Genomic DNA, 26,145 nt, shown 5'->3' with positions numbered 1-26,145 from the left:
TTGCATGTCAGATGATTTGAATCGGCAAATATTCAAGGAAGAGGCGTACGATCTTTTGAGCGAGCTTGAGGGCTCTTTGCTTGAGCTTGAAGACGCGCCCGAAGATATGGACCTCGTCAACCGAGTGTTCAGGGCCCTGCATACCATCAAGGGCTCCGGGTCCATGTTCGGATTCGAGGACATCGCCGAGTTTACCCATGAGGTTGAAACGGTTTTTGATATGGTCCGTTCGGAAGAGTTGGTCATTTCAACGGATCTTTTGAACCTTGCGTTCAAGGCTCGGGACCATATCCAGAAGATGCTCGACAACGCCGACTCCGAAGAAGTGGTGGACCCGGAAGGGATGTCTGCCATTCTGTTGGGGTTGCAACAGCTTTCCAGCGGGGAGGGGGATGAGGCAGCCGTTTCGGACGAGGGTGTCGGCGAAGGCGAAGTACACGAAGATGATGCCACTGCTTCCGAAGCGCCGGAAGACGATTCTGCGAAGCTTCCATTGAAGGATTTCTTGATTCATGTGGTGGTCAAGGATGAGTCCGGTGGCGATATTGCATGCCTTGAACCGCTCTTGGACGAACTTGCCAAGATTGGTGAACTGAAAATCGAAGCTCAGCCTGAAACCGGGCAGGCAATGGAAGACGGATATGTCTGGGATGTTCGCTTTGCCACGGCAAAGGGGGCGGAAGACATCAGGGATATTTTTCTGTTCACCAGTGTCGACCTCAGCGTTGACGTTACCGCTGCAGAACCTGAAGGGGAGGCTGGCGATTCCGGGAAACAGGCTCAGCCGGTTGCCACTGAACCCGAGGAAGAATCGACAGACGAATTTGAGGAGACGCCACGGATTGGCGAACTGCTCGTGGAAGAAGGAGCAGTGCAGCCCGAAGATATTGAGGACGCCCTGAAAAAGCAGAAGCCTATCGGGCAGATCCTCAAGGAATCCGGAAAGGTTGACGACGAACAGTTGTCCAAGGCTGTTTCCCGTCAGGCCAAGGCCAAGGAAGAGCAGTCCATGCAGAAGAAAAAGGAAGCTGTTTCAAGCATCCGGGTGGCTGCGGAAAAATTGGATTGGCTTGTGGATCTGGTGGGCGAACTGGTTATTGTTCAGGCCCAGATATCACAGGTTGTCAGCGAACGCTCCGACCCTGTAATGACCGCTCTTTCTGAGGAATTGGAGCGTTTGAGCGATGAACTCAGGGATTCGACGCTCGGAATCCGCATGTTGCCCATAGGAACGACCTTCAGCAAGTTTCGCAGGTTGGTGCGTGACCTTTCTTCCGAATTGAACAAGGAGATCGTGCTTAATACCAATGGAGCGGAAACCGAACTGGACAAGACCGTTATTGAGCGCCTTGGGGATCCGCTGGTCCATTTGTTGCGCAACAGCATCGACCACGGCATCGAGATTCCCCATGTACGTGAAGCCGCTGGCAAACCTGCGGCCGGCATGATCCTGCTTTCTGCCGAGCACTCCGGAGGCGAGGTCCTTATAAGGATTACGGACGACGGTCAGGGCATGGACCCGGCGGCAATCCGAGCCAAAGCCGTGGAACGGGGCATGATTTCCCCGGATGCCGAGCTTTCAGACAAGGAATTGTTCAAGCTCATTTTCGAGCCGGGATTTTCCACGGCCCAGAAGGTTACCAATGTTTCGGGCCGCGGTGTGGGAATGGACGTTGTCAAGCGGGCCATCGATTCTCTGCGGGGCATTATCGATATTGATAGCAGGGTCGGCAAGGGAACGACCATCACTATACGGCTGCCATTGACCCTGGCCATTATCGATGGGCTGCAGGTGCAGGTTGGCAATGAATTTTATGTCATCCCTCTGTCGCTTGTGGAAGAATGTGTGGAATTGAACCGGGCCGAGATTGAAGAGACCGAGGGTGGGCATACTTTGCTGCATCTGCGGGGAGAGATCGTTCCCTATATCCATTTGCGTGATTTTTTCATGGTGGAAGGCGAGCAGCCCAGTATAGAACAGATCGTTATTACTGGTGTGGAGGGAAGCCGTGTCGGTATTGTCGTGGATACGGTCATCGGCGAGCATCAGACTGTGATCAAGAGTTTGAGCCGGGTTTATAAGGATGTGGAAGGAATTTCCGGGGCGACCATCAAGGGTGACGGTTCAATCGCCCTTATTTTGGATGTGCCGAGTTTGGTTCGTCGTATAGTGGTTGACAATGCATGAAGTTCAACGGGAATGAAGCGATGGTAGGCAAAAAGATACGCGTTCTTGTTGTGGATGACTCTGCTGTTGTCCGGCAGGCTTTGACCGATATCCTTGATTCCGATCCTGGAATCGAGGTGATGGGGACGGCTGTGGATCCTTTTGTTGCGGCTGAGAAAATACGCAAGGAGATTCCTGACGTCATTACCCTGGATATCGAGATGCCCCGGATGGATGGGTTGACGTTCCTGAAGAAGATCATGTCGCAACATCCCATCCCGGTCGTCGTGTGTTCTTCCCTGGCACAGGCTGGCGGTCAGAATGCGCTTAAGGCATTGGAATACGGTGCTGTTGAAGTCATTACCAAGCCGAAGATGGGGACAAAGAAATTTTTTGAAGAATCGCGTATCCGCTTGTGCGACGTGGTCAAGGCCGCGGCCCTCTCCAAGGGAAAACGCGTGAAACCTCCGGCCGCTCCCATCAAGGTTCAACCGAAACTGGACGCTGATGCGGTGATACCCATGGGCAGACCCCAAAACGTACAGAAAACCGAAAAAATCGTATTGGTGGGAGCCTCGACCGGAGGGACAGAGGCCCTGCGTGTCTTTTTGGAGCAGTTGCCCCCGGATTGCCCGCCTGTCGCCATTGTGCAGCACATGCCCGAGCATTTTACCACGGCGTTCGCCAACCGTCTCAACAGCATATGCCGGGTGAACATCAAGGAAGCCCAGGACGGCGATGCCATGGTTCGTGGGCTTGTGCTTATCGCTCCCGGCAACAAGCATATGCTCTTGAAGCGCTCCGGGGCAAAATACTATGTTGAAGTGAAGGACGGTCCATTGGTTTCGCGACATCGTCCCTCGGTGGACGTGCTGTTTCGGTCAGGGGCTCGGTTTGCCGGAAAGAATGTTGTCTCCGCCATCATGACCGGCATGGGCGATGACGGAGCTAGGGGGATGAAGGAGCTTCACGATGCCGGGGCATATTGTATCGCACAGGATGAGGCAACTTCTGTTGTTTTCGGTATGCCGCAGGAAGCCATCAAGATGGGTGGGGTGAACAAGGTTCTTCCTTTGCAGCGTATTGCCAATGACGTGTTGGCCATGTCCGGCGGCTAGCCGCCGTTGTGTCGGTACATGATGACGTGGACATCTTCCCTTGTGACAAGACCCTCTTGAATCAGATCATCCAGTTGCGGTAGGAAGGTATCGATTTTTTCTTTGGCGTCCACGATTTCTACGACTATGGGCATATCTTCCGAAAGCCGAAGGATTTTGTTGGTGTGAACGCGGCTGTTGGCACCGTAGCCCATGATTCCGCGCAGAACCGTGGCCCCTGCCAATCCATCTTTTCTGGCGGTTTCAACGATCACTTCCGAAAGCAGCCGTCCCTGATGCCGGTCAGTCTCGCCGATGAATATTCGCAAGCGTTGCGCATTTTTGGGAATCTGCATGAAAGTCCTCCATTTGCGGCCTTGTTGGCTGTTTTCATTTCAATTACAATATACGTCCGAGCGCTATGCCTGTGAATACCAGCGTTAGGCCGAGCAGGCTCTGGCCGGTTATATTGAGAACCGCTTGTGCATATTGGCCGAATTTCAGCAGATTGGCGGATTCAAACATATATGTTGAGAAGGTCGTGAATGCGCCCATGAAGCCGGAAAGTATCAGGATGCGCAGATCACCCCCGAATCCGAGACGATTTTCCAGAAAGCCCCAGACTGCGCCGAACAGGAAACAGCCGAGCATGTTGACTGCCATGGTGCCGAAGGGAAAAGCCGTTCCGGCTAGGCGCTGCGCCACGCCGGACAACCAATAGCGGCACAATGTTCCGCATGCGCCGCCCAGGGAAAGAAGAAGTATTTTTTTCAACATGATCGATTGCCTCGAACGCAGTATGAGCAACCTTGACGGAGATTGCAAATGTCATTGGAAGTCGAGTTGAAATTTTGTGATGTGGACCATGAGCACTTGCGGGATGTGTTGGCGGAACATGGTGCTCAACGCCTTGGCCGATATTTCGAGGAGAATCTTGTTTTTGACGATGAAGAACGCTCTCTCAGGGCTCAGGGGATTTTGTTGCGCCTGCGGCGCAGGCAGGGACAGGCCGTATTGACAGTTAAACATCCCGTGCAAAGGGGGGGCTTGTCTGAGAACGCAAAGGTTCGTGAAGAATTGGAGACCACGGTCGGGGATTTTGAGGTTTTGCGTGCCGGGCTTGAGGCTTTGGGGTATAGGCACTGTTTTGCCTACCACAAGGTGCGAGAGAAGTGGGCTTTCGCAGACTGCACCGTGTGTTTGGACCTTTTGCCGTTTGGGAAGTTCATGGAAGTAGAAGGCGGTAGGGCTGACGAATGTGCGCACAAGTTGGGTTTTGATCCGGCCGATGCCTCCACCTCATCCTATCATGCCTTGAATCGTGCATTCCGGACCGCCAACGGCTTGCCCGAGAGAGAGGATTTCATTTTTTCCGATGACGAGCGGCAGCGTTTTGAGGACCGTGCGGACTAATTGTCGCCGTAGCCTCTCGACATGCGTAGTAATCAATCTTATATTGCGAATTAGGGCAAACAAGGACTTGTTGGAGTCGAACACATGAGCGAACCAAATATCGGTGACCAGTACGAGTCCGAACTTCTGGACGAACATGAAGTGCGGGAACCGAAAAAATACCGCGTCCTGCTTCACAACGATGATTATACCACCATGGATTTTGTGGTGGAGGTACTTGTGAGGGTGTTCAGGAAAAGCGAAACGGAAGCCACCATCATCATGCTGCAGATCCACAATGAAGGCGTGGGTGTATGCGGCCTTTACACCGCCGAAGTGGCGGAAACCAAGGTGGACATGGTCCATCGACTGGCGAAAAGTGCGGGATATCCGCTCAGATGCACGATGGAAGGTGAATGATGACGATGCTCAGCAAAGGACTTGAGAGTGCGTTGACAGATGCCGTCAACGAGGTCAAGCGTAGGAATCATGAGTTTCTCACGCTCGAACACCTCCTGTATTCCATTTCACGCGAGGAAAATGGCCGGGAGATTCTTGCCTCCTGCGGTGTGGAAGTGGTCAGGCTGCATGATCAGCTTGGGGCGTTCTTTCGGGACAACATGGAAGCTTTGCCTGAAGGGACTGAGACCGAGGTCATACAGACTCTTGGTGTTCGGCGGGTATTGCAGCGTGCCGTGTGGCAGAAAAAGGCCGCCGGCAAGGATATTGTCGAGGTAGGCGATGTTCTTGCGGCCATGTTCGACGAAGAGGATTCCTATGCCGTATATTTTCTGAAGACCCACGACGTCTCCCGTCTGGACGTTCTGGATCATATCTCACACGGAATGCGTGAATCCTCGAATTGGGGCATGGATTCTTCGCGTGAGGACGAGGAAAAGCCGATTCGCGAGGCTCCATCCTCTCGGCCGGGCGAGAAAAAGAGCCCTCTCGAAGAATACACAGTCAATCTGACTGAACGTGCGAAAAAGGGGCTGGTTGACCCGTTGATTGGTCGGGAGCGCGAGCTTGAGCGCACGGTTCAGGTGTTGGCCCGCCGCCGCAAGAATAATCCCATTTTCGTGGGCGACCCCGGTGTGGGCAAGACCGCCATGGCCGAAGGGTTGGCGTTGCAGATAGTGGAACGCCGCGTGCCGCAGAGTTTTCATGGAATGACCGTTTATTCTCTGGACATGGGCGCTTTGCTGGCGGGGACCAAATACCGTGGCGATTTCGAGGCTCGGCTCAAGGGGGTTCTGGCACAGCTGAAGCATCATGACGATGCCATTCTGTTCATTGACGAGATTCATACCATCGTCGGGGCCGGTTCCGTGAGCGGGGGCAGCATGGATGCTTCCAATATCCTCAAGCCGTTCCTGGCAGCAGGGGAGCTTCGTTGCATCGGTTCCACCACTTACGAGGAATACAAGAATCATTTTGAAAAGGATCGGGCGCTTTCGCGTCGGTTCCAGAAAATCGACCTGCCTGAGCCGAGCGTTGACGAGACCGTGGATATTCTCAAGGGGCTGAGTCCGCACTACGAGGAGTTCCACGGCGTTTCCTACACGCATTACGCGCTCAAGGCCGCTGCCGAGCTTTCGTCCCGGCACATCAATGACCGCTTTCTGCCGGACAAGGCCATTGACGTCATGGACGAGGCCGGAGCTCAGTACCGGCTCTCCGGGCGTCCCCGCAAGAAGGACAGGATCACGGTTCAGGATATCGAACGAGTGGTTGCGCGCATGGCCCGCATACCGGCCCGGCGTCTGACTGTGTCGGACAAGAGTCGTTTGCAGGGACTTGAGGATCAGCTCAAAGGCGTGGTTTTTGGTCAGGACGACGCCGTACACGCCCTGACCGGGGCCATCAAGCGTTCCCGAGCCGGCATGAAGCAGGCGGGGCGTCCGGTGGGCAGTTTCCTGCTGACCGGTCCCACGGGCGTGGGCAAAACCGAACTGGCCCGCCAGTTGTCTTCCAAGCTCGGTATCGGATTTTTGCGGTTCGACATGAGCGAATACATGGAAAAGCACGCGGTGGCCCGCCTTATCGGTGCGCCTCCGGGGTACGTGGGATTTGATCAGGGCGGCCTTTTGACCGAAGGCGTGCGCAAGCAGCCGCATTGCGTGGTTCTCTTCGACGAGATTGAAAAGGCGCATCCGGATGTGTTCAATATTCTGCTTCAGGTCATGGATTATGCCACGCTCACGGACAACAACGGCCGCAAGGCGGATTTCCGCCACGTCATTCTCCTCATGACTTCCAATGCCGGGGCACGGGAAATGTCCAAGGGCAACATCGGCTTCAAACGCGACGAGGACGACGACCGCAAGGACGGAGCCCTCAAGGCCATAGAAAAGCTGTTCAGCCCCGAGTTCCGCAATAGGCTCGACGCGATCGTGCCGTTCGGTTCGCTCTCTTCGGAGGTCATGGAAATGATTGTGGACAAGTTCATAAACGAACTCAACGAGCAGCTTGCCGAGCGCCGGGTGTCCGTGGAGTTGACTGCCGCAGCCCGTTCCCGTCTTGCCGAGATGGGGCATGATCCGGCGTTTGGGGCGCGACCCATGGGGCGTGTCATACAGACCGAGATCAAGGATGCCATTGCCGACGAGCTGTTGTTCGGCAGCCTCATGCGGGGCGGCGTGGCCGTTGCGGATGTGGCGGGAACCGAAGATGTCCCTGGCGAGATCCCGGCCGTGGGACCTTCGGGCGAGTTTGTCTTCACGTTCAAGCGGCGGTCCAAGGGCAAGACTGGTTGAACTTGATCAGTAAATATTGCGGGGCGATCCTTTGGGGTTGCCCCGTTTTTTTGCAACACGTTTTTTTTGGGTGGCATGGCAATATACAGGTTGTTTGAATCTCCGATTTTCCCGGATCCGGAAGAGGCCGAACCCGATGGCTTGCTGGCTGTTGGGGGGGATTTGTCGGTGCCGCGTCTTCTGGCAGCCTATGCCAACGGAATTTTCCCATGGTATGCCGAAGACTCCCCGATTCTGTGGTGGTCTACCGACCCTCGCCTTGTCCTGATTCCCGACCACCTGCATGTTTCCAAAAGCCTGCGTCGGGTCGTGAATTCCGGGCGGTTTTCCGTGACCTTTGATCAGGATTTTCACGGGGTGATTCGGTCCTGTGCCTGCACCCCCCGTCCCGATCAGGACGGCACGTGGATAGTCCCGGAGATGATGGACGCATATATACGTCTTCATGCGGCCGGATTTGCACACAGCGTGGAATCGTGGCGCGATGGTCGGCTTGTCGGCGGGCTGTATGGCGTATCCCTCGGCCGGGCTTTTTTCGGCGAGTCCATGTTCTTTTGCGAGCCGGACGCTTCCAAGGTCGCTTTCGTGCATCTTGTTCGACGGCTGCAGGGGTTCGGTTTTGCACTCATCGACTGCCAGCAGACCACCAAACATCTGTTGCGTTTTGGCGCGCAGGAGATGAACCGTCCGCGTTTCTTGGAGTTGCTGCGGGACGCGGCACAGGCCGCCGAGCCTCCCGGATGCTGGAATTGCGTTTAACGGGCGGCTTGCCGGCACCTGTGGTGTGTGTTTATTGTGAATATGTTTTTGGGTGGAATTCGATAGTTATACCAAATAGAACAAGGAAGTGGGAAATGCAGGGGATTCTTTCTCGTCGGGTGCTTGTGCTTCTGTTTGCGGGGATGATAGCGGCCGTGGCCGGTTGTCAACCGCAAGTCTATACGCAGGATATTCCGATTTCATCCAACCCCATGGGGGCGGATCTGTATGCGGACGGCAATCTTGTGGGCAAGACGCCGTCTTCGGTTTCGCTGGAACGCAACCGTGATCACATCATTACCTTGAAGATGCCGGACTACCAGCAGCAGGACATCATCATCAAACGTAAGTACCAACAGGACAAGGTCATGATGACCGCCGTGAGCCGTGGTGTTCAGGATGCTGATTTCTTCGGCAACACGTCCATGGGCATCATGAACGGCGTGAACTCCATGCAGGCGCAGGAACAGAGCGGCGAGGCGTATCTTCTGACTCCCTCCGCAGTTTCCGTGCGTCTTGTGCCCGTTGCCGGCTCTGCCGCGGCAGTGGATTCCAATGGGTTGCCGACCCTTATGACCCTGTCCACGTTTGACAGGCAGGTCATCAGCCGCGTGCTGGAAAAGGAACCTTCCGGCGATTCGAGCAACTGGACCAGCCCGGGAACCGGCATCCTGTTTACCATTACTCCGTTGCATGCGTTTTCCCGGGCGGACGGTTGGCATCGTCCTTTTACACTGGTCATTTCCCGTGGCGACGTTTCCAAGACCGTCAACGGAGAGGCCCTGCGCGCCGGGGATGAACATTGGACCATCCTTGATCCCGCCACCATGCAGCAGGCCAACATGCAGACCGCGACACCCGACGGCATGGAGTTGAATGCCCGCTCTCTGAGCGGGGCGGCAGTGGGCGCGGCCTCGGCATTGCCTTCGGTGGGCAAGACCTGGAAGTCCTCCAGCTCGCACAGCAGTACCAAGGTTTCCAACGGCGGCATCACCACCAAAAAGACCAAGACAACGGTTTCCGGCGGTGTGAGTGTTGACCCCGGAGCCGCAGCCCAGACTTTGCAGAAAATGTTGATGCCCGATGAAGACGGGCAATAGGAAGATCGTCAGAAGTAAAATAAAGGCCGCCCAAGGGCGGCCTTTATGGTTTTTTGTAACCGTAACTATCCGTCGACAATAGGCTTGTGCTGGCTGAGGTCGTAGAGTCCCTTGATGGGGATTTCCAACGGATAGCTCGGGATTTTGGCAAAATCAATGAATCCGATGTTTTTGCCTTCCTGAGCATCTGACAGGGCCGGAAGTCCGAGCGGAATCGGATAATCCATGGACATCGAATGGATACTTGTAATTCTTGTGGAATACTGGTCTTTCAGGTAGTTGATTATGGAGTCGCGTTCTTGGTCGGTGAACGCCTCGAGAACGATTTTACGGCTTCCGGACGGGTCGTTCCGTTCCGGTTCGATGGGGGCGCCCAGCAGGCTGTCCCAATCAAGGGAGTTTTCTTCATTCGGGTCCCATGCGGATCGGAAAAGGTGCACTTCAACATTGCGCCTTCCTTTGAAGGCCTTGATGGTAAAGGAGATAACGTTGGCCCGCGGGATGGGCGGCGTGCTCAGAGGCGGTGTGATGCTGATATTCATGAAAGACTCCACAGAAGTGTTGATTGTTCCGTTGTTGACCATACGGTAAAAAAAGCTCGGACACAAGGGTGCAAGGTCTTGTAATAATGCCTGATTTCAATCTGGTGAGTCCATATTCCCCGGCCGGAGACCAAGGGGAAGCCATTGTGCAGATCAAGGAGAATCTGCAGTCGGGCATCGAGAGTCAGGTCCTTCTTGGCGTAACCGGATCGGGCAAGACGTTTACCATGGCCAACGTCATTGCCGAGCTGAATCGCCCCGCGCTTGTGCTGGCTCCGAACAAGACGCTTGCAGCGCAGCTATACAGCGAATTCCGGGACCTGTTTCCGGACAATGCTGTTGAATATTTCGTCAGTTATTACGACTATTACCAGCCGGAAGCCTATCTGCCGCACTCGGATGTCTATATTGAGAAGGATTCGTCCATCAATGACGATATCGACAAGCTTCGGCATGCGGCTACCCATGCGCTGCTCACGCGGCGGGACGTGCTTATCGTGGCTTCGGTTTCCTGTATTTACGGCCTTGGTTCGCCCGAATACTATGCAAAGATGATTATTCCGGTGGAGCAGGGCCAGCAGCTTTCCATGGAATCTCTGCTCGAACGGCTGGTGGAGGTGCATTACGAGCGCAATGATTACGACCTGCATCGCGGCACGTTTCGGGTGCGCGGCGATGTGGTTGAAATCATTCCTGCCTACAGCCGGGAGACCTCGTTGCGCATCGAATTTTTCGGGGATGAGATCGATTCACTGTGCGAGGCCAATCCCCTGACCGGGGAAGTGCGCAGCACATTGCGCAAGACTGTCATATATCCGGGCAGTCATTATGTTTCGGACAGGGACAATCTGAATCGCGCCATGGATGACATCCGTTCCGAGTTGCAGGGGCAGCTGGCTTTTTTGCGCGGCCAAAACAAGCTGGTGGAAGCACAGCGGCTTGAGCAGCGTACCATGTTCGACCTGGAGTCCATCGAAGAGCTGGGCTACTGCAACGGTGTCGAGAACTATTCGCGGCATCTGGACGGACGTTCTGCCGGAGAACCACCCGCGACACTGCTGGATTATTTTCCGGACGACTTCATCATGTTCGTGGATGAATCGCATATCAGCATTCCTCAGGTGGGCGGCATGTACAAGGGCGACCTTTCGCGCAAATCCACATTGGTGGATTTTGGTTTTCGCCTGCCATCTGCCTTGGACAACCGGCCCCTGGACTTTGATGAGTTTCTGGAGCGTATAGGGCAGGCGGTTTTTGTTTCGGCAACGCCGGGCCCGTGGGAGTTGGATCGTTCACAGGGGCTGGTCGTGGAACAGATCATTCGGCCCACCGGTCTCGTGGACCCGGAGATAGATATCCGGCCCGTGTCCGGTCAGATTGACGACCTGCTCGGGGAATGCAGGAAACGGCAGGAAAGGGACGAGCGTGTGCTGGTCACCACGTTGACCAAACGCATGGCCGAGGACCTCAACGACTATCTGAACAAGATGGGCGTACCGTCGCGGTACCTGCATTCGGACATCGATACGCTGGAACGCATGGCTATTATCCAGGCCCTGCGTGAGGGCGAGTTCTTTGTTTTGGTGGGCATCAATTTGTTGCGGGAAGGGCTCGATATTCCTGAGGTCTCGCTGGTCGCCATTCTGGATGCAGATAAGGAAGGCTTTTTGCGTTCCAATCGTTCGCTCATTCAGACTTTTGGGCGCGCTGCACGCAATTCTGAGGCGCGTGTGGTCATGTATGCGGATCAGACGACGCGTTCAATGGCGCAGGCCATGGAGGAAACCGGACGGCGGCGGGAAAGGCAACTTGCCTACAACAGCGAGCATGGTATCGTACCCAAGACTATTCATAAAAAAATGGATAACCCGCTTGCTGCCATATCCGGTGCGCCTGACGATGCCATGATTCGTGCTGCAGCGGATGATTTTTCTCGATTTGACGGTGATCCAAGGAAGATGGAGCGGGAAATCCGTCGTATGGAGCGGGAAATGCGTGATGCCGCCAAGGAACTGGAGTTCGAACGCGCCGCGACGTTGCGGGATAGCGTAGCAGCCTTGCGGGAACGGCTGCTCAAGCTCGGGTAGGAAGGTAATGATCAAGGGAGTGCATCAGAGAATGCTGAGCATGCGTGCCCGCATGGGAACGTATTGGAGCATGTTGCTCGGCGCTGTTTTATGCCTGGTGATCGTGATTGCCGGGATAGCAGGGTTCATGGTCATCGAGCAGTGGGACTTTGTGAGTTCCTTTTATATGGTGGTCATCACCCTTTCCACTGTGGGATTTCAGGAAGTCCACCAGCTCTCGGAAGCCGGACGTATGTTTACGGCGCTTCTGATAATCGGCGGTGTGGGCAGTTTTTTGTACATGGCGGCCGCCTTTGCCCAGGTTCTGGTTGAAGGGCGACTTCAGATCTTGTGGGGGAAACGGAGAATGATGAAGGAAATCGGAAAGTTGAAGGATCACTTCATCGTCTGTGGATATGGTCGCATCGGTAGTATCGTGACCAAGGAGATAATGGGAGAGGGACATGCCGTCGTTGTGGTGGAGCAGGATCTCGAGTTAATTGAAAACATGGAACAGGAAGGTGTTTTGTGTGTGGAGGGTGATGCCACCAGTGACGAGGTGCTGCTTGCCGTAGGCTTGCAGTCTGCCCGCTCACTCATCAGTGCTCTTTCTTCAGAGGCCGCCAATGTTTATGTCACCCTGACGGCCCGCCAGCTCAATCCGGACCTGACCATCATTGCCAGAGCCGGGAATAAGTCGCATATTTCCCGTCTGGAACTTGCCGGGGCAGACCGTGTCGTGTTGCCGCATTTCATTGGCGGTGTGCGCATGGCTCAGAGCGTGTTGCGTCCAACAGCCACCAACTTTGTCGAGTTGGCTTTGCGTGGCGGTATCGATCTGCAGATGGATGAACTCAGCGTTTCCACGGGATCGGAATTGGTGGGCAAGGACCTGATCGATTCCAAGATCAGGCCCCGTTTCAATCTCATAATCATCGCCATCAAGAAGAAGAACGGCGATATGGTTTTCAATCCCGGCCCCAAGGAAGTCATCGACGCCGGCGATACGCTGCTGGCTGTAGGTCGAAAGAGTGATCTTACAAAAATTCTTGATATCATGTAACTTTTCTGTTCGGTTCTAATCGCAATGACTGCATCCACAATCAGGGAGCGCGTGCTTGAATTGCGCGCCCGGCTTGAACACCACAATTACCAGTATTACGTCCTCGACAAGCCGGAAATTACCGATGCCGAGTATGACGAACTGTTTCGCGAACTGCAGGCTCTCGAGGCCGACAATCCAGAACTGGACGATCCCAATTCGCCCACCCGCCGTGTGGGCGGTGAACCTGCCGCCGGATTTGAACAGTATGAACATGCATTGCCCATGTACAGTTTGGACAATGCCATGAATCTCGACGGCTGGGATGCGTTTTCCAGGCGAGTGCACAAGGGCGTTGGGCGGGAAGACGTGGAATATTGGGTCGACCCCAAGATGGATGGTTTGGCTGCCGAGGTCGTGTACGAGCAGGGGCGCTTTGTGCTGGCTGCTACGCGCGGCGATGGAAGCGTGGGAGAGTTGGTTACCCACAACATGCGTACGGTCATGAATCTGCCCATGCAACTGAGGGGATCGGATGTGCCCCGTCTGCTGGAAGTTCGCGGGGAAGTGGTTATGGCAACCCGTGATTTCGAACGGCTCAACCGCCAGCAGGCGGAAAAGGGCGACAAGATTTTTGCCAATCCGCGTAATGCCGCTGCAGGTTCTATTCGTCAGCTTGATCCGGCCGTGGCTGCGGCGCGGCCTCTGCGGTTTATGGCCTACGGTCTTGGGCGTGTGGAATGGGATATGCCTCTTTCCGCATGGACCACGCAACAGGAGGCCATGTCCGGACTGAATAGGTTGGGCTTTGCCACGCCGCCAGAAGCCCGGCTGTGCACCGGGGCAGAGGATGTCGCTGCATATTTTCGGGACCTTCAGAAAAAACGTGATGACCTGCCCGTTGAAATTGACGGGGTCGTGGCCAAGGTCAATCGCTTCGACATGCAACGCGCACTGGGCTTTACTGCCCGTGCTCCGCGTTGGGCACTGGCTCTCAAATTTCCTGCCCAACAGGCCACCACGCGCATCAATGCCATCCGCATACAAGTAGGGCGCACAGGCGTATTGACCCCGGTTGCCGAACTTGAACCCGTTCGTGTCGGGGGCGTCGAAGTCTCCCGGGCTACTCTCCACAATCGGGCCTATATTGCCGAGCGTGATTTTCGCGAAGGTGATACGGTTTTGATCCAACGTGCCGGGGACGTGATTCCGCAGGTGCTTTCCGTGGTTGACGGCGAGCATCGTACAGGCGCGGTCCCTTTTGTTTTTCCTGAAAACTGTCCGGTATGCGGCAGCACCGTGGTTCAAGACGGCGAGGCTGTGCGTTGCAGCAATCCCACCTGTCCGGCCAAGGTGTCCCAATGGCTGATTCATTTTGCTTCCAAGGCCGGTTTGGACATGGAGGGCGTGGGCAAGCGCTGGATAGAACGTCTTGCCCATGACGGAGTCATCTCGTCGCCAGCAGATATTTTTGAACTCGGCAAAGCCGATTTGCTCAAGTATGGCGGTATGGGCGACGTTTCCGCGGCCAAGTTTGTTGCAGCCATTGAAAAGGCGCGGTTGAACGCGCCCATGTGGCGGCTCATCGCCGGGTTGGGCATTCGACATGTGGGAGAACAGACAGCGCGCAATTTGGCCGAAGCCTACCGCGATCTGGATGCGCTTGCCGCCGCTTCGCGGGAGGAATTGCAGGAAATCGAAGATGTTGGTGAAAAAGTTGCCGACAGTGTGCGCACTTTTATGCACAGCGAGACGGCCCGCCAGCTGTTGGAGCGGTTCAGGAAGATCGGTTTTTGGCCCACGGCCGGGCAGAGCGGGGCGAAAGACGCCAAAGATCTTCCGCTGGCCGACAAGGTGTTCATTTTTACGGGAAGTCTCGGTACCCTGTCTCGAAGTCGGGCACATGCCCTCGTGGAGGAGCGTGGCGGCAAGGCCGTGAAATCGATTTCATCCAAGGTCGATTATGTGGTCGCCGGGGAAAAGGCTGGCAGCAAGTTGGGCAAGGCTGAAAAACTCGGTCTGGAAATAATCGATTTGCCGACGTTCATGAATATGATTGAAACGAATGATTAGAGTAAACACCATCATTTTTATATACAAGGAGCAGGTAGCATGACCACGGATGTGATCATTATGGGAGCAGGCGGTCGCATGGGGGCAACTTTGGCCTTGATGGCCAACCGGGATGAAACTCTCAACCTGGCAGGCGTTTGCGAGCGTCCTGGTCGAACCGATGGATTGGACTACCTTGGTTGCATGGTTTCTGATTCCCTGTCCGATCTTTTGCCGCAGTGCCCCGGTGCCGTAATCGTTGATTTCACGGCGCCCGAAGCGTCAATCGCCATGGCCGAAGCAGCGGCAAAGCATGGCAATCCTGCCGTTATCGGCACCACGGGGCTGGATGCCGGCCAACAGGCGACCTTGGGTAAATATGCTGCTGAAACGCCGTTGTTCTGGGCCCCCAACATGAGCGTAGGCGTCAATGTTCTGCTCAAGGTTCTGCCTCAATTGGTGCAGGCGCTTGGACTTGAGTACGATATGGAACTGTCCGAGATTCATCACAAGATGAAAAAAGATGCTCCGAGCGGCACGGCCCTGAAGTTGGCGCAATGTTTGGCCGAGGCCCGGGATTGGGATTACGATGACGTCAAATGCCATTGCCGTGACGGCATCATCGGCCAGCGTCCGCAAAAGGAGCTGGGCGTCCAGACCCTGCGGGGGGGAGATGTGGTCGGTGACCACACCATGTATTTCTTCGGGCCGGGAGAGCGTATTGAAGTGACCCACCGGGCTCATTCCCGGGAGACATTTGCTTCGGGCGCGTTGCGGGCGGCAAAGTGGCTCAAGGGGCAGAAGCCCGGCGCCCTGTATTCCATGGCGGACATTTTCTAGAAGTATTGCACTCCCCGGAGGCTTGTGAGTCTCCGGGGAGCCTTGCTTTTTTTATATCTTTTCGAGTGAGGCCTTTGTGAGCGCGTCTTCGGGTAGCGAGCATGCCTTTGTGCACGCACCCAACAAAACTCTGTTGCAGTTGGCAGTTCCTGTCCTTTTTTCCCTTGTTGCAGAACCTGTTACAGGACTTGTCGATACGGCCTTTGTGGCTCGTCTGGGCATGGAACCTGTGGCGGCGCTGGGCATTGGAGCCATGGTTTTTTCTTCCATATTCTGGATTTTCAATTTTTTGGGAATCGGAACCCAGACTGAGGTTGCCAGGTTCAGCGGTGAAAATCGCGCAGATCGCGCCGCTGGCATAAGTACTCTTGCGGTTTTCCTCGGCGGTGGGATCGGATTCGTGCTTCTTGTGGGCGCTCTGCCGTTTCTGACGCCTGCAGCGTCACTTCTCGGCGGCAACGATGCCGTTCTGGATTTGTCCGAGCAGTATATGCGCTATCGTTTGCTGGGGGCTCCGGCCGTACTGGTTTGTCTGGCCTGTTTTGGTTCGCTGCGTGGATGCCAGGACATGAGCACCCCCTTGTGGGTGGCCACCGGCATGAATCTTCTGAATGTTGGTTTGGATTATGTTTTTGTTTTCGGTTTTGGGCCGGTTCCAGCACTTGGGGTCGGGGGGGCCGGTTTGGCCAGTTCCCTTTCACAGTGGACCGGGGCCATCTGGGTTCTTTGGGTCGTTCGCAGGCGGATTGGTTTTTCATTGCATATCGGCCTTGCCGATCTGAAGAAACTGATACGTATCGGCGGCGATCTGTTCATACGCACCGGGGCGGTTCTATTGTTTCTTTCGCTGTGCACGCGCGTTGCCAATCAGGCAGGAGCGGGGCAGGGTGCTGCGTATCAGGCCGGGAGGCAATTTTTCATTTTCACGGCACTCTTCATGGATGCTTTTGCCATTACTGCCCAGTCGCTAGTCGGTTTTTTTCTCGGTCGTAACGATGTTCAACAGGCCCGGCGGGTGGCTGTGTATGCCTGTGTATGGAGTTTGGTGACAGGGGCAGGTCTTTGTCTGTTCATGCTTGTAGGGCGGAACGCCATCGCCACTTTGCTGCTCCCCGTCGAGGCCCATGCGTTGTTCCAGCCTTCGTGGACGTTGCTGGCCTGCATCATGCCGCTTTTTTCCCTTGCTTGCGCGACCGACGGCATCCATTGGGGGGCCGGTGATTTTCGTTACCTGAGGAATGCCATGCTCGTGGCTTCGGTTGTGGGAGGGGCGCTGGTTCTTACTGTCAGGGATATGCCGGATGTGTTGATGCTGGTGTGGGCTTCCACCGGAGTATGGGCCGCATGCAGGGGCGCGCTTGGAGTGGTACGAATCAGTCCCGGAGTCGGCAGGGCCCCCCTTCAGGGTAAGGCCCCGATTCTCTGAGTGTGGCCGTTTATTCAGCCATGAAGTTGAACATGAACGTGTAGGCCTGGTCCATTTCCGTTTCAAGGGTTTTGAAATGCCCCATTGCCGCGCTCATGTCGTTGGCTTGGGTTGCGTTTTCCAGAAGCAGGCAGCATTGGCGCACTCGCTCCGCTCCCATTGTTGCGGCTCCGCCCTTGAGGGAGTGGGCCAGATGACGCAACTTGGCGACATCGCCGTTTTCCAGTGCATCATGAATTTCCTGCACGCGTTTGGGCTCCTGGCTGACGAATACCGCGAACATTTTTTTGAGGAATGCCCGTTTATCCGCCATGGATTCCAGAAATTGCGGATCTATGATTTCTTTTTCCAGCATGATTCCCCTTCCTTTTCCTTGTCTCCTTTCGGGCATCGTTTGCGTTAGATCGGGCAATGCGAGACGATGCACAGGGTACATGAACCTTATACGCCTTGTGCGTTTTGTGGGCAACGGATTTGATAAAAAAAGGGAGCCTTCGTCTGAAGGCTCCCTTAAAACGTCTGCGTAAAGAGATTAAAGTGCGTAAAGTTTTTCGCCGGGAATGATAGTCAATCCGTTTTTTTGCAGCACCTCAATCCCCTGGTCTGTCCTGTCGAAACGGAATATGAGCACGGCACTGTTGCCGCTCTGCTGAACAAATGCGTACATGTATTCGACATTGATGTCTTCGTTTTGCAGCATGGACAGAATGTTGTGCAATCCGCCGGGCTTGTCGCTGACTTCCACGGCAACAACCGAGGTGCGGCCCACCGTGAATCCGTTTTCCTTGAGTTTGGTTTTTGCGGTTTCAAAATCCGACACGATCAGGCGCAGGATTCCGAAATCGGAGGTGTCCGCCAGGGAAAGGGCGCGGATATTGACACCTGATTCATCGAGAATTTTGGTCACTTCCGCAAGACGTCCCGCACGATTTTCAAGGAATATGGAAAGCTGGTCTACTTTCATGGCTCTCCTCGCTTCGGGCCGAAGCCCTGATTGGATGTAAGTTTTCAGGATTCGTTTCTCAGGTCCACGATACGCTTGGCCTTGCCAACGGAGCGCTCGATTCCCTTGGGTTCCACGAGTTTGACCTTGGCAGTGACGCCGAGGAATTCCTTAATGTTTTTCTGTACCTTGGATTCAAGGCGCTGTAAATTTTTAATTTCATCCGAGAATACTGATTCGTTCACTTCCACGTTGACCGTGAGCGTGTCCATGTTGCCGTGGCGTTCCACAAGCAATTGGTAATGCGGGGTCAGTCCCTCGGTTTCGATGATGATGGATTCGATCTGGGACGGGAATACGTTTACGCCGCGGATGATCAGCATGTCATCGCTGCGGCCGGTTACCCGTTGCATGCGCGCCAACGTGCGTCCGCATTTGCAGGGCGCTGTATTCAGGGTGGTCAGGTCCCGGGTGCGATAGCGGATCAGGGGGATGGCTTCCTTGGTCAGAGTGGTGATGACCAGTTCGCCGGTTTCGCCCGGAGGCAGCGGTTCGCCCGATTCCGGGTCAATGACTTCGCACAGGAAATGGTCTTCCATGAGGTGCAAACCGTCCTGGGCCTCGTGGCATTCGATGCCCACGCCCGGCCCCATGATTTCCGACAGCCCGTAGATGTCGATGGCAGTGATGCCGAGTCGTTTTTCAATGTCCCGGCGCATTTCGTCCGTCCACGGCTCGGCGCCGAAAATGCCGACCTTCAGCGGCAGTTCCTTGATGTCTATGCCCATTTCGCGGGCGGTCTCATCGAGGAACAGGGCGTAGGAGGGCGTGCAGCAGATGACCGTGGACCCGAAGTCCTTGAGCAGCATGACCTGCCTGCGGGTGGCACCGCCAGAAACAGGCACGGTGGCCGCGCCCAGCGCCTCGCTGCCGTAGTGGGCGCCCAGACCGCCGGTGAACAGCCCGTAGCCGTAGGCGTTGTGGATCATGTCTTTGGCCGAGGCTCCGGCAGCCATGAAGCTGCGGGCCATGAGCTGGCCCCAGTTTTCGATGTCCCGCTTTGTGTAGCCCACCACCGTGGCTTTGCCTGTGGTTCCGGAGGACGAGTGGATGCGCACGATGTTGTCACGGCTCACGGCAAACATGCCAAAGGGATAGTGGTTGCGCAGATCCTGTTTTTCCGTGAAGGGCAAGTGTTTGACATCACTGAGGCTGGTGATGTCTCCAGGCTTCAGCCCTTTTTCGTCAAAGCGCTTTTTGTAGAACGGAACATTGTTGTAAACCCGTTCGCACAAAGCTTTGAGCCGCTTCAGCTGGATCTTTTCCAGCTCTTCCCTCGGCAGGGTTTCCATGTCCACGTCGAAAATCATGCCTCTCCTCCTTCAGGTTGTTCGCCGTAACTGACAGAATATAAAAGGCCACCGGCGTGAAGCCCGTGGCCTTTGGTATTCAGCTGTAATCCGCCTTTCCTATTCCACGAGCTTTCTCATGTTAGGTTCATAAAGAAAAAAAAGCGGGTAAAAAAAGCGTTCATCATCTGCGCTACATGCATCAGTATTCTGCCCGCTGTCAAGCAACACCTTGCTTCAGCAGCCGCAAGGAGGGGAAATGGCGTTGCAGGCTCCGTCGTAATCCTTTACAAAATCCTGAGTTCAACAAGGTGGGAGGTAAGTATATGCGGTTTCGCAGTCTGGTTGAAACCAACCGGAGTTATCGTCGGTTTCACGAGTCACGGCGGATTCCCATGGCCGATTTGGTTGCGCTTGTTGATTTGGCCCGGCTGACAGCGTCGGCGCGTAATCTGCAAGCCCTGCGGTTTTCTCTGGTGTCCTCGGTCGACATGTGCGAAAGCGTGTTTCCCACGCTTGGCTGGGCGGGGTATCTTCCTCGCTGGAAGGGACCGGAGCCGGGAGAGCGGCCTGCCGCATATATTGTCATTGCCGTGGATCGGGATCTGACCTCCGAAGATTGGGGGGACCACGGCATAGCGGCCCAGACGATTCTGCTTGGTGCCGTGGAAAAAGGATATGGCGGCTGCATGCTGGGCAGTGTGAATCGCGAACGACTGGCTGTGGTGCTGGGGTTGCCTGATTCTCATGAGATTTTATTGGTGCTGGCCTTGGGAGTTCCTGCGGAAACCGTGGTGGTTGATCCTCTTCCCGATGACGGAGATGTTCGTTATTGGCGGGATTCTGCCGGTGTGCACCATGTCCCTAAGCGTGAATTGGAATCGTTGATAACCGTGCGTTTCTGCGATGAAACGACAACCGAATAAATGGAAATAAGGTTTTATGAACAAGGAAAAGCAATTCAAGGACATGCCCAACGCCGAAAAAGCGGCTCTTGTCTGTTCCTGGCTTGATGAAAAGCAGGGCGGTGAAATCGTCTCTCTGAACGTGGCCGACCTGTGCAGCATCACCGAGACGATCTGCGTGGTATCTGCCCGGAGCATCAAGCATGCACAGGCATTGGCGGATTTCATTCTTGAGCGTTGTCGTGATGAAGGCGTGGAATTTTTGGGCATGGAGGGCTACAAGACCGGCGACTGGATTCTTGTAGACCTCAATGACGTGATCATTCATGTTTTTTTGGCCGACCTTCGTGGATTCTACAATATTGAAGGTATGTGGGCCGAAGCGGAACGCACCGACTATTCTGGTGAAAATCCGGAGCACGGTGATGACTAGGGCCGGCACGACACTGCTGCTTATCCTTGATGGATGGGGGATTGCCCCTCCCGGCGATGGCAATTGCGTGCGCAACGCCCATACCCCGTATCTTGACTCCCTGTTTGAACAGTATCCCAATTCCAGCCTGCAATGCTCGGGCAGGGCCGTGGGGCTGCCTGACGGTTTTATGGGCAATTCCGAAGTCGGGCACATGAATATCGGTGCCGGCCGGGTCGTTTATCAGGACATGACACGCATCGACATGGCCATTGAAGACGGCAGCTTTGCCCAAAATGCCGCACTCGTCGAGCTCATGGAACGCACCAAGGCCGGAAGCGGCCGTCTGCACCTTATGGGATTGCTGTCGGACGGAGGCGTGCACAGTCATCAAAATCATTTGGACGCACTGTTGCGAATGGCCGGAGAATTCGGCATCCGTGACGTGATCGTGCATTGCTTCATGGATGGTCGCGATACGCCTCCCACCAGTGGCGAGCGGTACATGCAGCGTCTGCTTCGGACCATGGATGAGCTTGGGGTCGGTCGGGTCGGCGTTGTTTCGGGACGTTATTACGCCATGGACCGCGACAAACGCTATGAGCGCAATGAGCTTGCGTATCGTGCGCTGGTGGAGGCGGATGCCCCGGTGCAGGATGATGCGCTTGAAGGCGTGCGGCAGGCCTACGCCAAGGGAGAAAATGACGAGTTCATCAAGCCGTTTGTGGTGCGTGGAGACGACGCGCGTCTGTCCGACGGGGACGGCCTGTTCTTTTTCAATTTTCGTGCGGACAGGGCGCGGCAGATTTGCCGGGCGTTGTTTGATGGGGATTTCGACGGTTTTGTCCGCGGGAAAATGATCGATTTTGCGGACTTTGCCACCATGACCCGGTACGAATCCGATTTTCCCATGCCCGTGGCATTTGCGCCGGAATCATATGAACAGACGCTGGGGCAGGTGGTTTCCGAAGCCGGACTCCGTCAGTTGCGCATAGCGGAAACCGAGAAGTATGCCCATGTGACCTATTTTCTCAACTGTGGTCGCGAGGAGCCATTTGAAGGCGAGGACCGCATCATGGTTCAGTCGCCGCGGGATGTGGCCACCTATGACCTGAAACCGCAGATGAGCGCGGACGAAGTTGCCGATCGTCTTGTAGCTTCGTTGGATGAGCATGACCTGTGCGTGTGCAATTTTGCCAATTTGGACATGGTCGGCCATACCGGGGTGATCGAGGCGGCCGAGCAGGCCTGCCGCACCGTGGATTCGTGCGTGGAACGGGTGGTCGACGCCGTGCTCAAACAAGGCGGCAACGTGCTGCTTACGGCGGACCATGGCAATGCCGAGGAAATGATTGGCCCGGACGGAGGGCCGCAGACTTCGCATAGCACCAACCCGGTTCCGTTGGTCTTCATCAGCCGTCAGTCTGCAGACATGCGGCTGGATTCCGGCATACTGGGCGACATTGCGCCGACGATTCTCGGTATTTTGAATATTGACCGGCCAACGGAAATGACCGGTAAAAATCTGCTGCAAGGCAAAGGATAGCGTTTTCATGTCGGATTCAAAAAAACCGCTGACCCCGGTCAAGCCGGCCGGGATTGAAATAATCTACCTGTATCCCTGCCCCCATTGTGAACGGGAAGTGCCTCTCATCGCTCCCACGCGGCCTGCAATGGCCCAGTGCGATGCCTGCCGCAAGAATTTCCCCATTGTTCCCGTGGATGACCGCACGATACGGTACATCAAGCTTATCCTTGCCGGAGGTAAGGCCAGCATTGATCCTGATTTCTTGTAATTGAGCAGAAAATATGAATGAAGAAGCCGCCTTTGGGCGGCTTCTTTGTTTTTTTTCAATCAATCTGTCTCTGCATACTCACATCGCGCCCCCTTGGCATCACTTTTGCCTTATGTGAACAGACTTTCATGTATTAACGCTGTTCTCCGGAGGGGTATTGCCAATGTTTTTTCGTGATGGTTTGCTTATTACCAGCCTGAGTTTATTGATTTTATTTTGTAGCATATTGCTTGCTGCAGCTGGTTTTTCTTCTGCCCGGCTCGTTTGGGGCAACCTGACAATAATGTTTAGCGTACTATGGGGCTTGGCCGGGGTCCTGGGCATGACGATTGGCGCATTCGGTCTTTTGGTGGCATGGCGGCAAGGGGGCGCAAACCGTCGTCAGTTGGCCGTGGCTGTGGATGATGCCCGAAATCGGATTGGGGGGCTGCCCGATGGCGCAGCAGGTTTTAATGGCGATATTGACGATGTTTTGAATCCGTTGTGCGAAATTGTTAATTATTGCGAGGGGTGTTGTGGGGATATTCGTGATCGCGAAGAAGAATTGAACCGGATGCGCCAGGAAGTGGCCGGTATGCGCATAAGAATGGATGAAATACGTGTCCATGCCGAGTCCTCTCGGTGCGAAGGGCTTCTTTCGGCTGCAAAGACATTGGGAGAAGTCCTTGAAGGGGTTCGTAACGAGTCCGAGCAGGTGGACATTGCTTCTTCCCGTTCCCGCGCCGGGGCCGTTGAACAGCAGCAGTACATGGGAGAAGCTGCCTCGGCCATGGAGGAGATGAACGCTTCGGTATTGGAGACAGCCCAGAGCGCTGATGGTGCTGCCTTGTCTGCGGAACAGGCCATGGAAGAAGCCGGTGCCGGGGCTGCTGTCGTTGCCGAGGTACTCGAGTCCATTCGTTCCGCTTCCGCCAGTTCCCGCAGTCTGGCAGGGAGCGTGAGCGGACTCGGCAAACAGGCCGAGGATGTGGGCAGTATCATGTCCGTCATTTCGGATATTGCTGATCAGACGAACCTTTTGGCCCTGAACGCAGCGATCGAAGCGGCCCGGGCCGGTGAGGCCGGACGGGGATTTGCCGTGGTGGCCGACGAGGTTCGCAAGCTCGCGGAAAAGACCATGGAGGCGACACGGGATGTCGGTGTTGCCATTGCCGCCATTCAGACCGAAGTCGGACGTACCGTCGAAGGTGTCGAGTCAATGGCCGATGTCGTGGATGACGCGGCCGTCAAGGCCGAGGAGTCCGGAACAGCACTGGACGCCATTGTTCGCCATTCCGGAGAGAGTGCGGACCGGATTCGGCAAATAGCCACGGCAGCGGCCCAGCAGTCTTCGGCAAGCGAGTCTCTGACACGCACCATGACCGAGGTGAATGCCATATCCGAATCCACGGATCAGGATATGGAGAAGGCCACAACGGCGGTTGAGCATCTTGGCGGCCGGGTTCGTGACCTCGGTGCGTTGGTTGAGGCCTTTTTGCTCGTGGGCAATGGCAGGGTGCAGGCCGTCATCGAGAATCTTGCCTCGGACGCGCGTTTTCTTTCACTCGATCGTGAGCGTATGGAGCAGGCCTTGCGGGAATTGGTGCGTGGCAATGAGTTTGTGGAGCTGGTGTACGCCACGGACACCCGAGGGCGTCAGGTAGTGAGCAATGTGGGCGGACGAAGCATGGAGTATGCCGAGGACAGGGGCGCGTACGACAGGGATTGGAGTGATCGTCCTTGGTTCCGTGGCGCAGCAGATAATCAGACGTATTATGTTTCCGATGTGTATCGTTCTTCTGCTTCCGGGGAACAGTGCATTACGGTTTCCGGCCCATTCGGCAGGCGGGAGGACGCATTTCTCGGCGTTGTGGCCGTGGATGTCCGGCTGTCCGGGCAGGGCTGATTCAGCGCTTGCCTGCCCGTTGCATGAGCATGTTTCCGGCTACGATGAATGCCAGCCCCACGAAAGTGGCGGTCCGGATGGTTTCTCCGGCGAACCGAGAGATGAAAAACAGGGAGAGAAAGGGTGAGAGGAAGATGAGATTTGCTATCCGTGCAGTTCCGCCTCCCTGTGGCTGGGCGGCCAGTCGCAGGGCTGTGAGCCAGAATACGAATGAAATGCCCATTTCGAATAGCCCTATGTACAGGGCGCCAAGCAGGCCGTGCGCGTTAAGGGGGGGCAGTTCGGAAAAAAACAGCGTTGCTCCGAGAATGAGCGGCAGTCCGAACAGGAAATTGAAAAAAAGCCCGGCAACGGGGTCGCACTGGTTGCGCGTATTTCCGATCCAGTACAGAGCCCAGATCACGGTGCTAACCAGGGCGAGAGCCACGCCCTCGCCGTTGGTGAACTGCAGGCTTGTCAGATCTCCGTGGGTGCTGATGATCAGCACCCCCAGATAGCTGACCAGAATGGCGGCCAGTTCGCCTTTGTTCAGCCGTTGTCCCAGCAGTGGAACTGAAAGCAGGCTCAGAGTGATGGCCCACGTGAAATTCAGGGGCTGGGCCTCCTGCGCCGGGAGCAGATCGTACGCCTTGAAAAGGACTGCGTAATACAGGAACGGGTTCAGCACGCCGAGCAAGGCGCAGTAGGCGTATTCTCTGGCGGACATCGACAATTTGTCCAGCCTGCCCTGCACGGCGAGAATGATGCCGAGCAGGGTTACGGATACTGTGGATGCACACAGCAACAGTTGCAGCGGGTCCATGTGGGACAGCGTTATCTTGAACGCCGTCGCCACCGTGGACCAGATCAGCACGGTTCCCAGTCCGAAAGCCAGTGCTTTTTGCCGTGCGGTCATGTCCGGACTCCGTTCGTGTCCCCGTGATCGCTTTACAGGATGACGTGGCTCGTGATGTGAGCCACGGCTTCATTGATGTCGTCCGTAACCAGAAACAACCTGAAATCATCTTCATGACAGTAATGGTGGGCCAAAAGCTGGCTTTTGAACCAGTCGATCAGGCCGCCCCAGAACTCCGTTCCCATGAGCACGATGGGAAATGGACGGATGCGTTTCGTCTGTATCAGCACCAACGCTTCGGAGAGCTCATCCAGCGTTCCGAAGCCGCCGGGCATGGCTACGTATGCCATGGCGTACTTGATGAACATGAGCTTGCGAATGAAGAAATAGCGAAAGTCGCAACGTGTATCCAGATACTGGTTGGCCCCCTGTTCCAGTGGCAGGTGGATGTGCAGGCCGACTGAGTTGCCGCCAGCTTCCTGTGCGCCCAGATTGCCCGCTTCCATGAGGCCGGGGCCGCCGCCCGTGATGACCGAAAAACCGGCCTGCGCCAAAGCTGCAGCCATTTGTTGCGTTTGTTTGTAGACCGGGTTCTCTGCCGGAACACGGGCCGAGCCGAAAATGGATACGGCGGGTCCGATGTCGCTCAGTGTTTCGAAACCGTCGACGATTTCGGACATTATTTTGAAAAGACGCCAGGATTCCTGCATGGAAAGGTCGTCAATGAGGTATTGCTTTGATTTGTGCATATGTATCTCTCCGCGGCTGAGTTTTGGCCCGT

General features: G+C 55.5%; 26 protein-coding genes. 17 read left to right on the top strand and 9 right to left on the bottom strand.

What is annotated here, in order from left to right:
- The first annotated feature begins 4 nt into the window (after positions 1 to 4).
- Both F8A88_RS12335 and F8A88_RS12330 read left to right on the top strand, forming a co-directional pair.
- Complete coding sequence (locus F8A88_RS12335; protein WP_151151465.1) at positions 5 to 2,188, top strand: chemotaxis protein CheA; 2,184 nt, start codon at positions 5 to 7, stop codon at positions 2,186 to 2,188.
- Positions 2,189 to 2,208: 20 nt separating this feature from the next.
- On the top strand, positions 2,209 to 3,285 hold the full coding sequence (locus F8A88_RS12330) for a protein-glutamate methylesterase/protein-glutamine glutaminase (protein WP_151151464.1): 1,077 nt from the start codon (positions 2,209 to 2,211) through the stop codon (positions 3,283 to 3,285).
- On the opposite strand, the gene F8A88_RS12325 is transcribed toward F8A88_RS12330, so the two are convergent.
- Positions 3,282 to 3,620, bottom strand: a complete 339-nt coding sequence (locus F8A88_RS12325) for a DUF190 domain-containing protein (RefSeq protein ID WP_151151463.1) — start codon at positions 3,618 to 3,620, stop codon at positions 3,282 to 3,284. The two genes, F8A88_RS12330 and F8A88_RS12325, sit on opposite strands and share 4 nt — an antisense overlap.
- Before the next feature lie 43 nt (positions 3,621 to 3,663).
- Positions 3,664 to 4,041 (bottom strand): fluoride efflux transporter CrcB, encoded by a 378-nt coding sequence (crcB, locus tag F8A88_RS12320; protein ID WP_151151462.1) that lies wholly within the window; start codon positions 4,039 to 4,041, stop codon positions 3,664 to 3,666.
- Positions 4,042 to 4,089: 48 nt separating this feature from the next.
- On the opposite strand from crcB, the gene F8A88_RS12315 reads away from it, so the two are divergent.
- From F8A88_RS12315 to F8A88_RS12295, 5 genes are all read left to right on the top strand, one after another.
- Positions 4,090 to 4,677: a class IV adenylate cyclase gene (locus F8A88_RS12315; protein WP_151151461.1), complete on the top strand. Its 588-nt coding sequence runs from the start codon at positions 4,090 to 4,092 to the stop codon at positions 4,675 to 4,677.
- Positions 4,678 to 4,761: 84 nt separating this feature from the next.
- Positions 4,762 to 5,076, top strand: a complete 315-nt coding sequence (gene clpS / locus F8A88_RS12310) for an ATP-dependent Clp protease adapter ClpS (RefSeq protein WP_151151460.1) — start codon at positions 4,762 to 4,764, stop codon at positions 5,074 to 5,076.
- Positions 5,077 to 5,081: 5 nt separating this feature from the next.
- Complete coding sequence (clpA, locus tag F8A88_RS12305; protein WP_151151505.1) at positions 5,082 to 7,412, top strand: ATP-dependent Clp protease ATP-binding subunit ClpA; 2,331 nt, start codon at positions 5,082 to 5,084, stop codon at positions 7,410 to 7,412.
- A 75-nt stretch (positions 7,413 to 7,487) separates the two neighbouring features.
- Complete coding sequence (gene aat, locus F8A88_RS12300) at positions 7,488 to 8,171, top strand: leucyl/phenylalanyl-tRNA--protein transferase (RefSeq protein ID WP_151151459.1); 684 nt, start codon at positions 7,488 to 7,490, stop codon at positions 8,169 to 8,171.
- A 95-nt stretch (positions 8,172 to 8,266) separates the two neighbouring features.
- Positions 8,267 to 9,271 carry a PEGA domain-containing protein gene (locus F8A88_RS12295; RefSeq protein ID WP_161598413.1) on the top strand — a complete coding sequence of 335 codons (1,005 nt, stop codon included), beginning with the start codon at positions 8,267 to 8,269 and terminating at the stop codon, positions 9,269 to 9,271.
- 65 nt (positions 9,272 to 9,336) lie between these two features.
- Here the strand turns inward: F8A88_RS12295 and F8A88_RS12290 are convergent, their stop codons facing one another.
- Positions 9,337 to 9,813 (bottom strand): hypothetical protein, encoded by a 477-nt coding sequence (locus F8A88_RS12290; protein WP_151151457.1) that lies wholly within the window; start codon positions 9,811 to 9,813, stop codon positions 9,337 to 9,339.
- Between the two features lie 86 nt (positions 9,814 to 9,899).
- On the opposite strand from F8A88_RS12290, the gene uvrB reads away from it, so the two are divergent.
- The 5 genes from uvrB to F8A88_RS12265 all read left to right on the top strand — a co-directional run bounded on the left by uvrB (position 9,900) and on the right by F8A88_RS12265 (position 17,239).
- Positions 9,900 to 11,900: an excinuclease ABC subunit UvrB gene (gene uvrB / locus F8A88_RS12285; protein WP_277752590.1), complete on the top strand. Its 2,001-nt coding sequence runs from the start codon at positions 9,900 to 9,902 to the stop codon at positions 11,898 to 11,900.
- Positions 11,901 to 11,907: 7 nt separating this feature from the next.
- Positions 11,908 to 12,942, top strand: a complete 1,035-nt coding sequence (locus F8A88_RS12280) for a potassium channel family protein (protein WP_241667448.1) — start codon at positions 11,908 to 11,910, stop codon at positions 12,940 to 12,942.
- 24 nt (positions 12,943 to 12,966) lie between these two features.
- Complete coding sequence (gene ligA, locus F8A88_RS12275) at positions 12,967 to 14,994, top strand: NAD-dependent DNA ligase LigA (RefSeq protein WP_151151456.1); 2,028 nt, start codon at positions 12,967 to 12,969, stop codon at positions 14,992 to 14,994.
- Positions 14,995 to 15,033: 39 nt separating this feature from the next.
- On the top strand, positions 15,034 to 15,813 hold the full coding sequence (gene dapB, locus F8A88_RS12270) for a 4-hydroxy-tetrahydrodipicolinate reductase (RefSeq protein ID WP_151151455.1): 780 nt from the start codon (positions 15,034 to 15,036) through the stop codon (positions 15,811 to 15,813).
- Positions 15,814 to 15,889: 76 nt separating this feature from the next.
- On the top strand, positions 15,890 to 17,239 hold the full coding sequence (locus tag F8A88_RS12265; protein WP_151151454.1) for an MATE family efflux transporter: 1,350 nt from the start codon (positions 15,890 to 15,892) through the stop codon (positions 17,237 to 17,239).
- A gap of 10 nt (positions 17,240 to 17,249) precedes the next feature.
- Here F8A88_RS12265 and F8A88_RS12260 read toward each other — a convergent pair whose 3' ends face one another.
- From F8A88_RS12260 to F8A88_RS12250, 3 genes are all read right to left on the bottom strand, one after another.
- A complete protein-coding gene (locus F8A88_RS12260; RefSeq protein WP_151151453.1) occupies positions 17,250 to 17,594 on the bottom strand; it encodes an Hpt domain-containing protein in 345 nt (114 codons plus the stop codon).
- A gap of 177 nt (positions 17,595 to 17,771) precedes the next feature.
- Entirely contained in the window at positions 17,772 to 18,203 is a 432-nt protein-coding gene (locus tag F8A88_RS12255; RefSeq protein ID WP_151151452.1) for an ACT domain-containing protein, read from the bottom strand.
- Positions 18,204 to 18,247: 44 nt separating this feature from the next.
- Entirely contained in the window at positions 18,248 to 19,552 is a 1,305-nt protein-coding gene (locus F8A88_RS12250) for a phenylacetate--CoA ligase family protein (protein ID WP_151151451.1), read from the bottom strand.
- A gap of 305 nt (positions 19,553 to 19,857) precedes the next feature.
- On the opposite strand from F8A88_RS12250, the gene F8A88_RS12245 reads away from it, so the two are divergent.
- The 4 genes from F8A88_RS12245 to F8A88_RS12230 are packed head-to-tail and all read left to right on the top strand — an operon-like array spanning position 19,858 to position 22,644.
- Complete coding sequence (locus F8A88_RS12245; RefSeq protein WP_151151450.1) at positions 19,858 to 20,457, top strand: nitroreductase family protein; 600 nt, start codon at positions 19,858 to 19,860, stop codon at positions 20,455 to 20,457.
- 16 nt (positions 20,458 to 20,473) lie between these two features.
- Positions 20,474 to 20,869 (top strand): ribosome silencing factor, encoded by a 396-nt coding sequence (rsfS, locus tag F8A88_RS12240; protein ID WP_151151449.1) that lies wholly within the window; start codon positions 20,474 to 20,476, stop codon positions 20,867 to 20,869.
- Complete coding sequence (gene gpmI, locus F8A88_RS12235) at positions 20,862 to 22,394, top strand: 2,3-bisphosphoglycerate-independent phosphoglycerate mutase (RefSeq protein ID WP_151151448.1); 1,533 nt, start codon at positions 20,862 to 20,864, stop codon at positions 22,392 to 22,394. The genes rsfS and gpmI overlap by 8 nt, the downstream gene beginning before the upstream one ends.
- 7 nt (positions 22,395 to 22,401) lie before the next feature.
- Positions 22,402 to 22,644 (top strand): hypothetical protein, encoded by a 243-nt coding sequence (locus F8A88_RS12230; RefSeq protein WP_151151447.1) that lies wholly within the window; start codon positions 22,402 to 22,404, stop codon positions 22,642 to 22,644.
- 295 nt (positions 22,645 to 22,939) lie between these two features.
- Here the strand turns inward: F8A88_RS12230 and F8A88_RS16015 are convergent, their stop codons facing one another.
- On the bottom strand, positions 22,940 to 23,251 hold the full coding sequence (locus F8A88_RS16015; protein ID WP_241667446.1) for a hypothetical protein: 312 nt from the start codon (positions 23,249 to 23,251) through the stop codon (positions 22,940 to 22,942).
- Between F8A88_RS16015 and F8A88_RS12225 the strand changes: the two genes are divergently transcribed.
- Positions 23,231 to 24,529: a methyl-accepting chemotaxis protein gene (locus tag F8A88_RS12225; RefSeq protein ID WP_241667445.1), complete on the top strand. Its 1,299-nt coding sequence runs from the start codon at positions 23,231 to 23,233 to the stop codon at positions 24,527 to 24,529. The two genes, F8A88_RS16015 and F8A88_RS12225, sit on opposite strands and share 21 nt — an antisense overlap.
- Before the next feature lies 1 nt (position 24,530).
- Here F8A88_RS12225 and F8A88_RS12220 read toward each other — a convergent pair whose 3' ends face one another.
- Together F8A88_RS12220 and F8A88_RS12215 are read right to left on the bottom strand one after the other, a co-directional pair.
- Entirely contained in the window at positions 24,531 to 25,424 is an 894-nt protein-coding gene (locus F8A88_RS12220; RefSeq protein ID WP_151151445.1) for a DMT family transporter, read from the bottom strand.
- Between the two features lie 32 nt (positions 25,425 to 25,456).
- On the bottom strand, positions 25,457 to 26,113 hold the full coding sequence (locus F8A88_RS12215; protein ID WP_151151444.1) for an LOG family protein: 657 nt from the start codon (positions 26,111 to 26,113) through the stop codon (positions 25,457 to 25,459).
- Between the last annotated feature and the right edge of the window lie 32 nt (positions 26,114 to 26,145).

The sequence above is a fragment of the Pseudodesulfovibrio senegalensis genome (assembly GCF_008830225.1).
GTDB classification, from domain to species: domain Bacteria; phylum Desulfobacterota; class Desulfovibrionia; order Desulfovibrionales; family Desulfovibrionaceae; genus Pseudodesulfovibrio; species Pseudodesulfovibrio senegalensis.
This window is presented reverse-complemented; position numbering and strand designations above follow the sequence as displayed.

Excerpts from the sequence above, each read along its gene's own strand:
- F8A88_RS12335 (WP_151151465.1), top strand. The coding sequence starts at position 5 with ATGTCAGATGATTTGAATCGGCAAATATTCAAGGAAGAGGCGTACGAT.
- F8A88_RS12330 (WP_151151464.1), top strand. The coding sequence starts at position 2,209 with ATGGTAGGCAAAAAGATACGCGTTCTTGTTGTGGATGACTCTGCTGTT.
- F8A88_RS12325 (WP_151151463.1), bottom strand. The coding sequence starts at position 3,620 with ATGCAGATTCCCAAAAATGCGCAACGCTTGCGAATATTCATCGGCGAG.
- crcB (WP_151151462.1), bottom strand. The coding sequence starts at position 4,041 with ATGTTGAAAAAAATACTTCTTCTTTCCCTGGGCGGCGCATGCGGAACA.
- F8A88_RS12315 (WP_151151461.1), top strand. The coding sequence starts at position 4,090 with ATGTCATTGGAAGTCGAGTTGAAATTTTGTGATGTGGACCATGAGCAC.
- clpS (WP_151151460.1), top strand. The coding sequence starts at position 4,762 with ATGAGCGAACCAAATATCGGTGACCAGTACGAGTCCGAACTTCTGGAC.
- clpA (WP_151151505.1), top strand. The coding sequence starts at position 5,082 with ATGCTCAGCAAAGGACTTGAGAGTGCGTTGACAGATGCCGTCAACGAG.
- aat (WP_151151459.1), top strand. The coding sequence starts at position 7,488 with ATGGCAATATACAGGTTGTTTGAATCTCCGATTTTCCCGGATCCGGAA.
- F8A88_RS12295 (WP_161598413.1), top strand. The coding sequence starts at position 8,267 with ATGCAGGGGATTCTTTCTCGTCGGGTGCTTGTGCTTCTGTTTGCGGGG.
- F8A88_RS12290 (WP_151151457.1), bottom strand. The coding sequence starts at position 9,813 with ATGAATATCAGCATCACACCGCCTCTGAGCACGCCGCCCATCCCGCGG.
- uvrB (WP_277752590.1), top strand. The coding sequence starts at position 9,900 with ATGCCTGATTTCAATCTGGTGAGTCCATATTCCCCGGCCGGAGACCAA.
- F8A88_RS12280 (WP_241667448.1), top strand. The coding sequence starts at position 11,908 with ATGATCAAGGGAGTGCATCAGAGAATGCTGAGCATGCGTGCCCGCATG.
- ligA (WP_151151456.1), top strand. The coding sequence starts at position 12,967 with ATGACTGCATCCACAATCAGGGAGCGCGTGCTTGAATTGCGCGCCCGG.
- dapB (WP_151151455.1), top strand. The coding sequence starts at position 15,034 with ATGACCACGGATGTGATCATTATGGGAGCAGGCGGTCGCATGGGGGCA.
- F8A88_RS12260 (WP_151151453.1), bottom strand. The coding sequence starts at position 17,594 with ATGCTGGAAAAAGAAATCATAGATCCGCAATTTCTGGAATCCATGGCG.
- F8A88_RS12255 (WP_151151452.1), bottom strand. The coding sequence starts at position 18,203 with ATGAAAGTAGACCAGCTTTCCATATTCCTTGAAAATCGTGCGGGACGT.
- F8A88_RS12250 (WP_151151451.1), bottom strand. The coding sequence starts at position 19,552 with ATGATTTTCGACGTGGACATGGAAACCCTGCCGAGGGAAGAGCTGGAA.
- F8A88_RS12245 (WP_151151450.1), top strand. The coding sequence starts at position 19,858 with ATGCGGTTTCGCAGTCTGGTTGAAACCAACCGGAGTTATCGTCGGTTT.
- rsfS (WP_151151449.1), top strand. The coding sequence starts at position 20,474 with ATGAACAAGGAAAAGCAATTCAAGGACATGCCCAACGCCGAAAAAGCG.
- gpmI (WP_151151448.1), top strand. The coding sequence starts at position 20,862 with ATGACTAGGGCCGGCACGACACTGCTGCTTATCCTTGATGGATGGGGG.
- F8A88_RS12230 (WP_151151447.1), top strand. The coding sequence starts at position 22,402 with ATGTCGGATTCAAAAAAACCGCTGACCCCGGTCAAGCCGGCCGGGATT.
- F8A88_RS12225 (WP_241667445.1), top strand. The coding sequence starts at position 23,231 with ATGGATGAAATACGTGTCCATGCCGAGTCCTCTCGGTGCGAAGGGCTT.
- F8A88_RS16015 (WP_241667446.1), bottom strand. The coding sequence starts at position 23,251 with ATGGACACGTATTTCATCCATTCTTATGCGCATACCGGCCACTTCCTG.
- F8A88_RS12220 (WP_151151445.1), bottom strand. The coding sequence starts at position 25,424 with ATGACCGCACGGCAAAAAGCACTGGCTTTCGGACTGGGAACCGTGCTG.
- F8A88_RS12215 (WP_151151444.1), bottom strand. The coding sequence starts at position 26,113 with ATGCACAAATCAAAGCAATACCTCATTGACGACCTTTCCATGCAGGAA.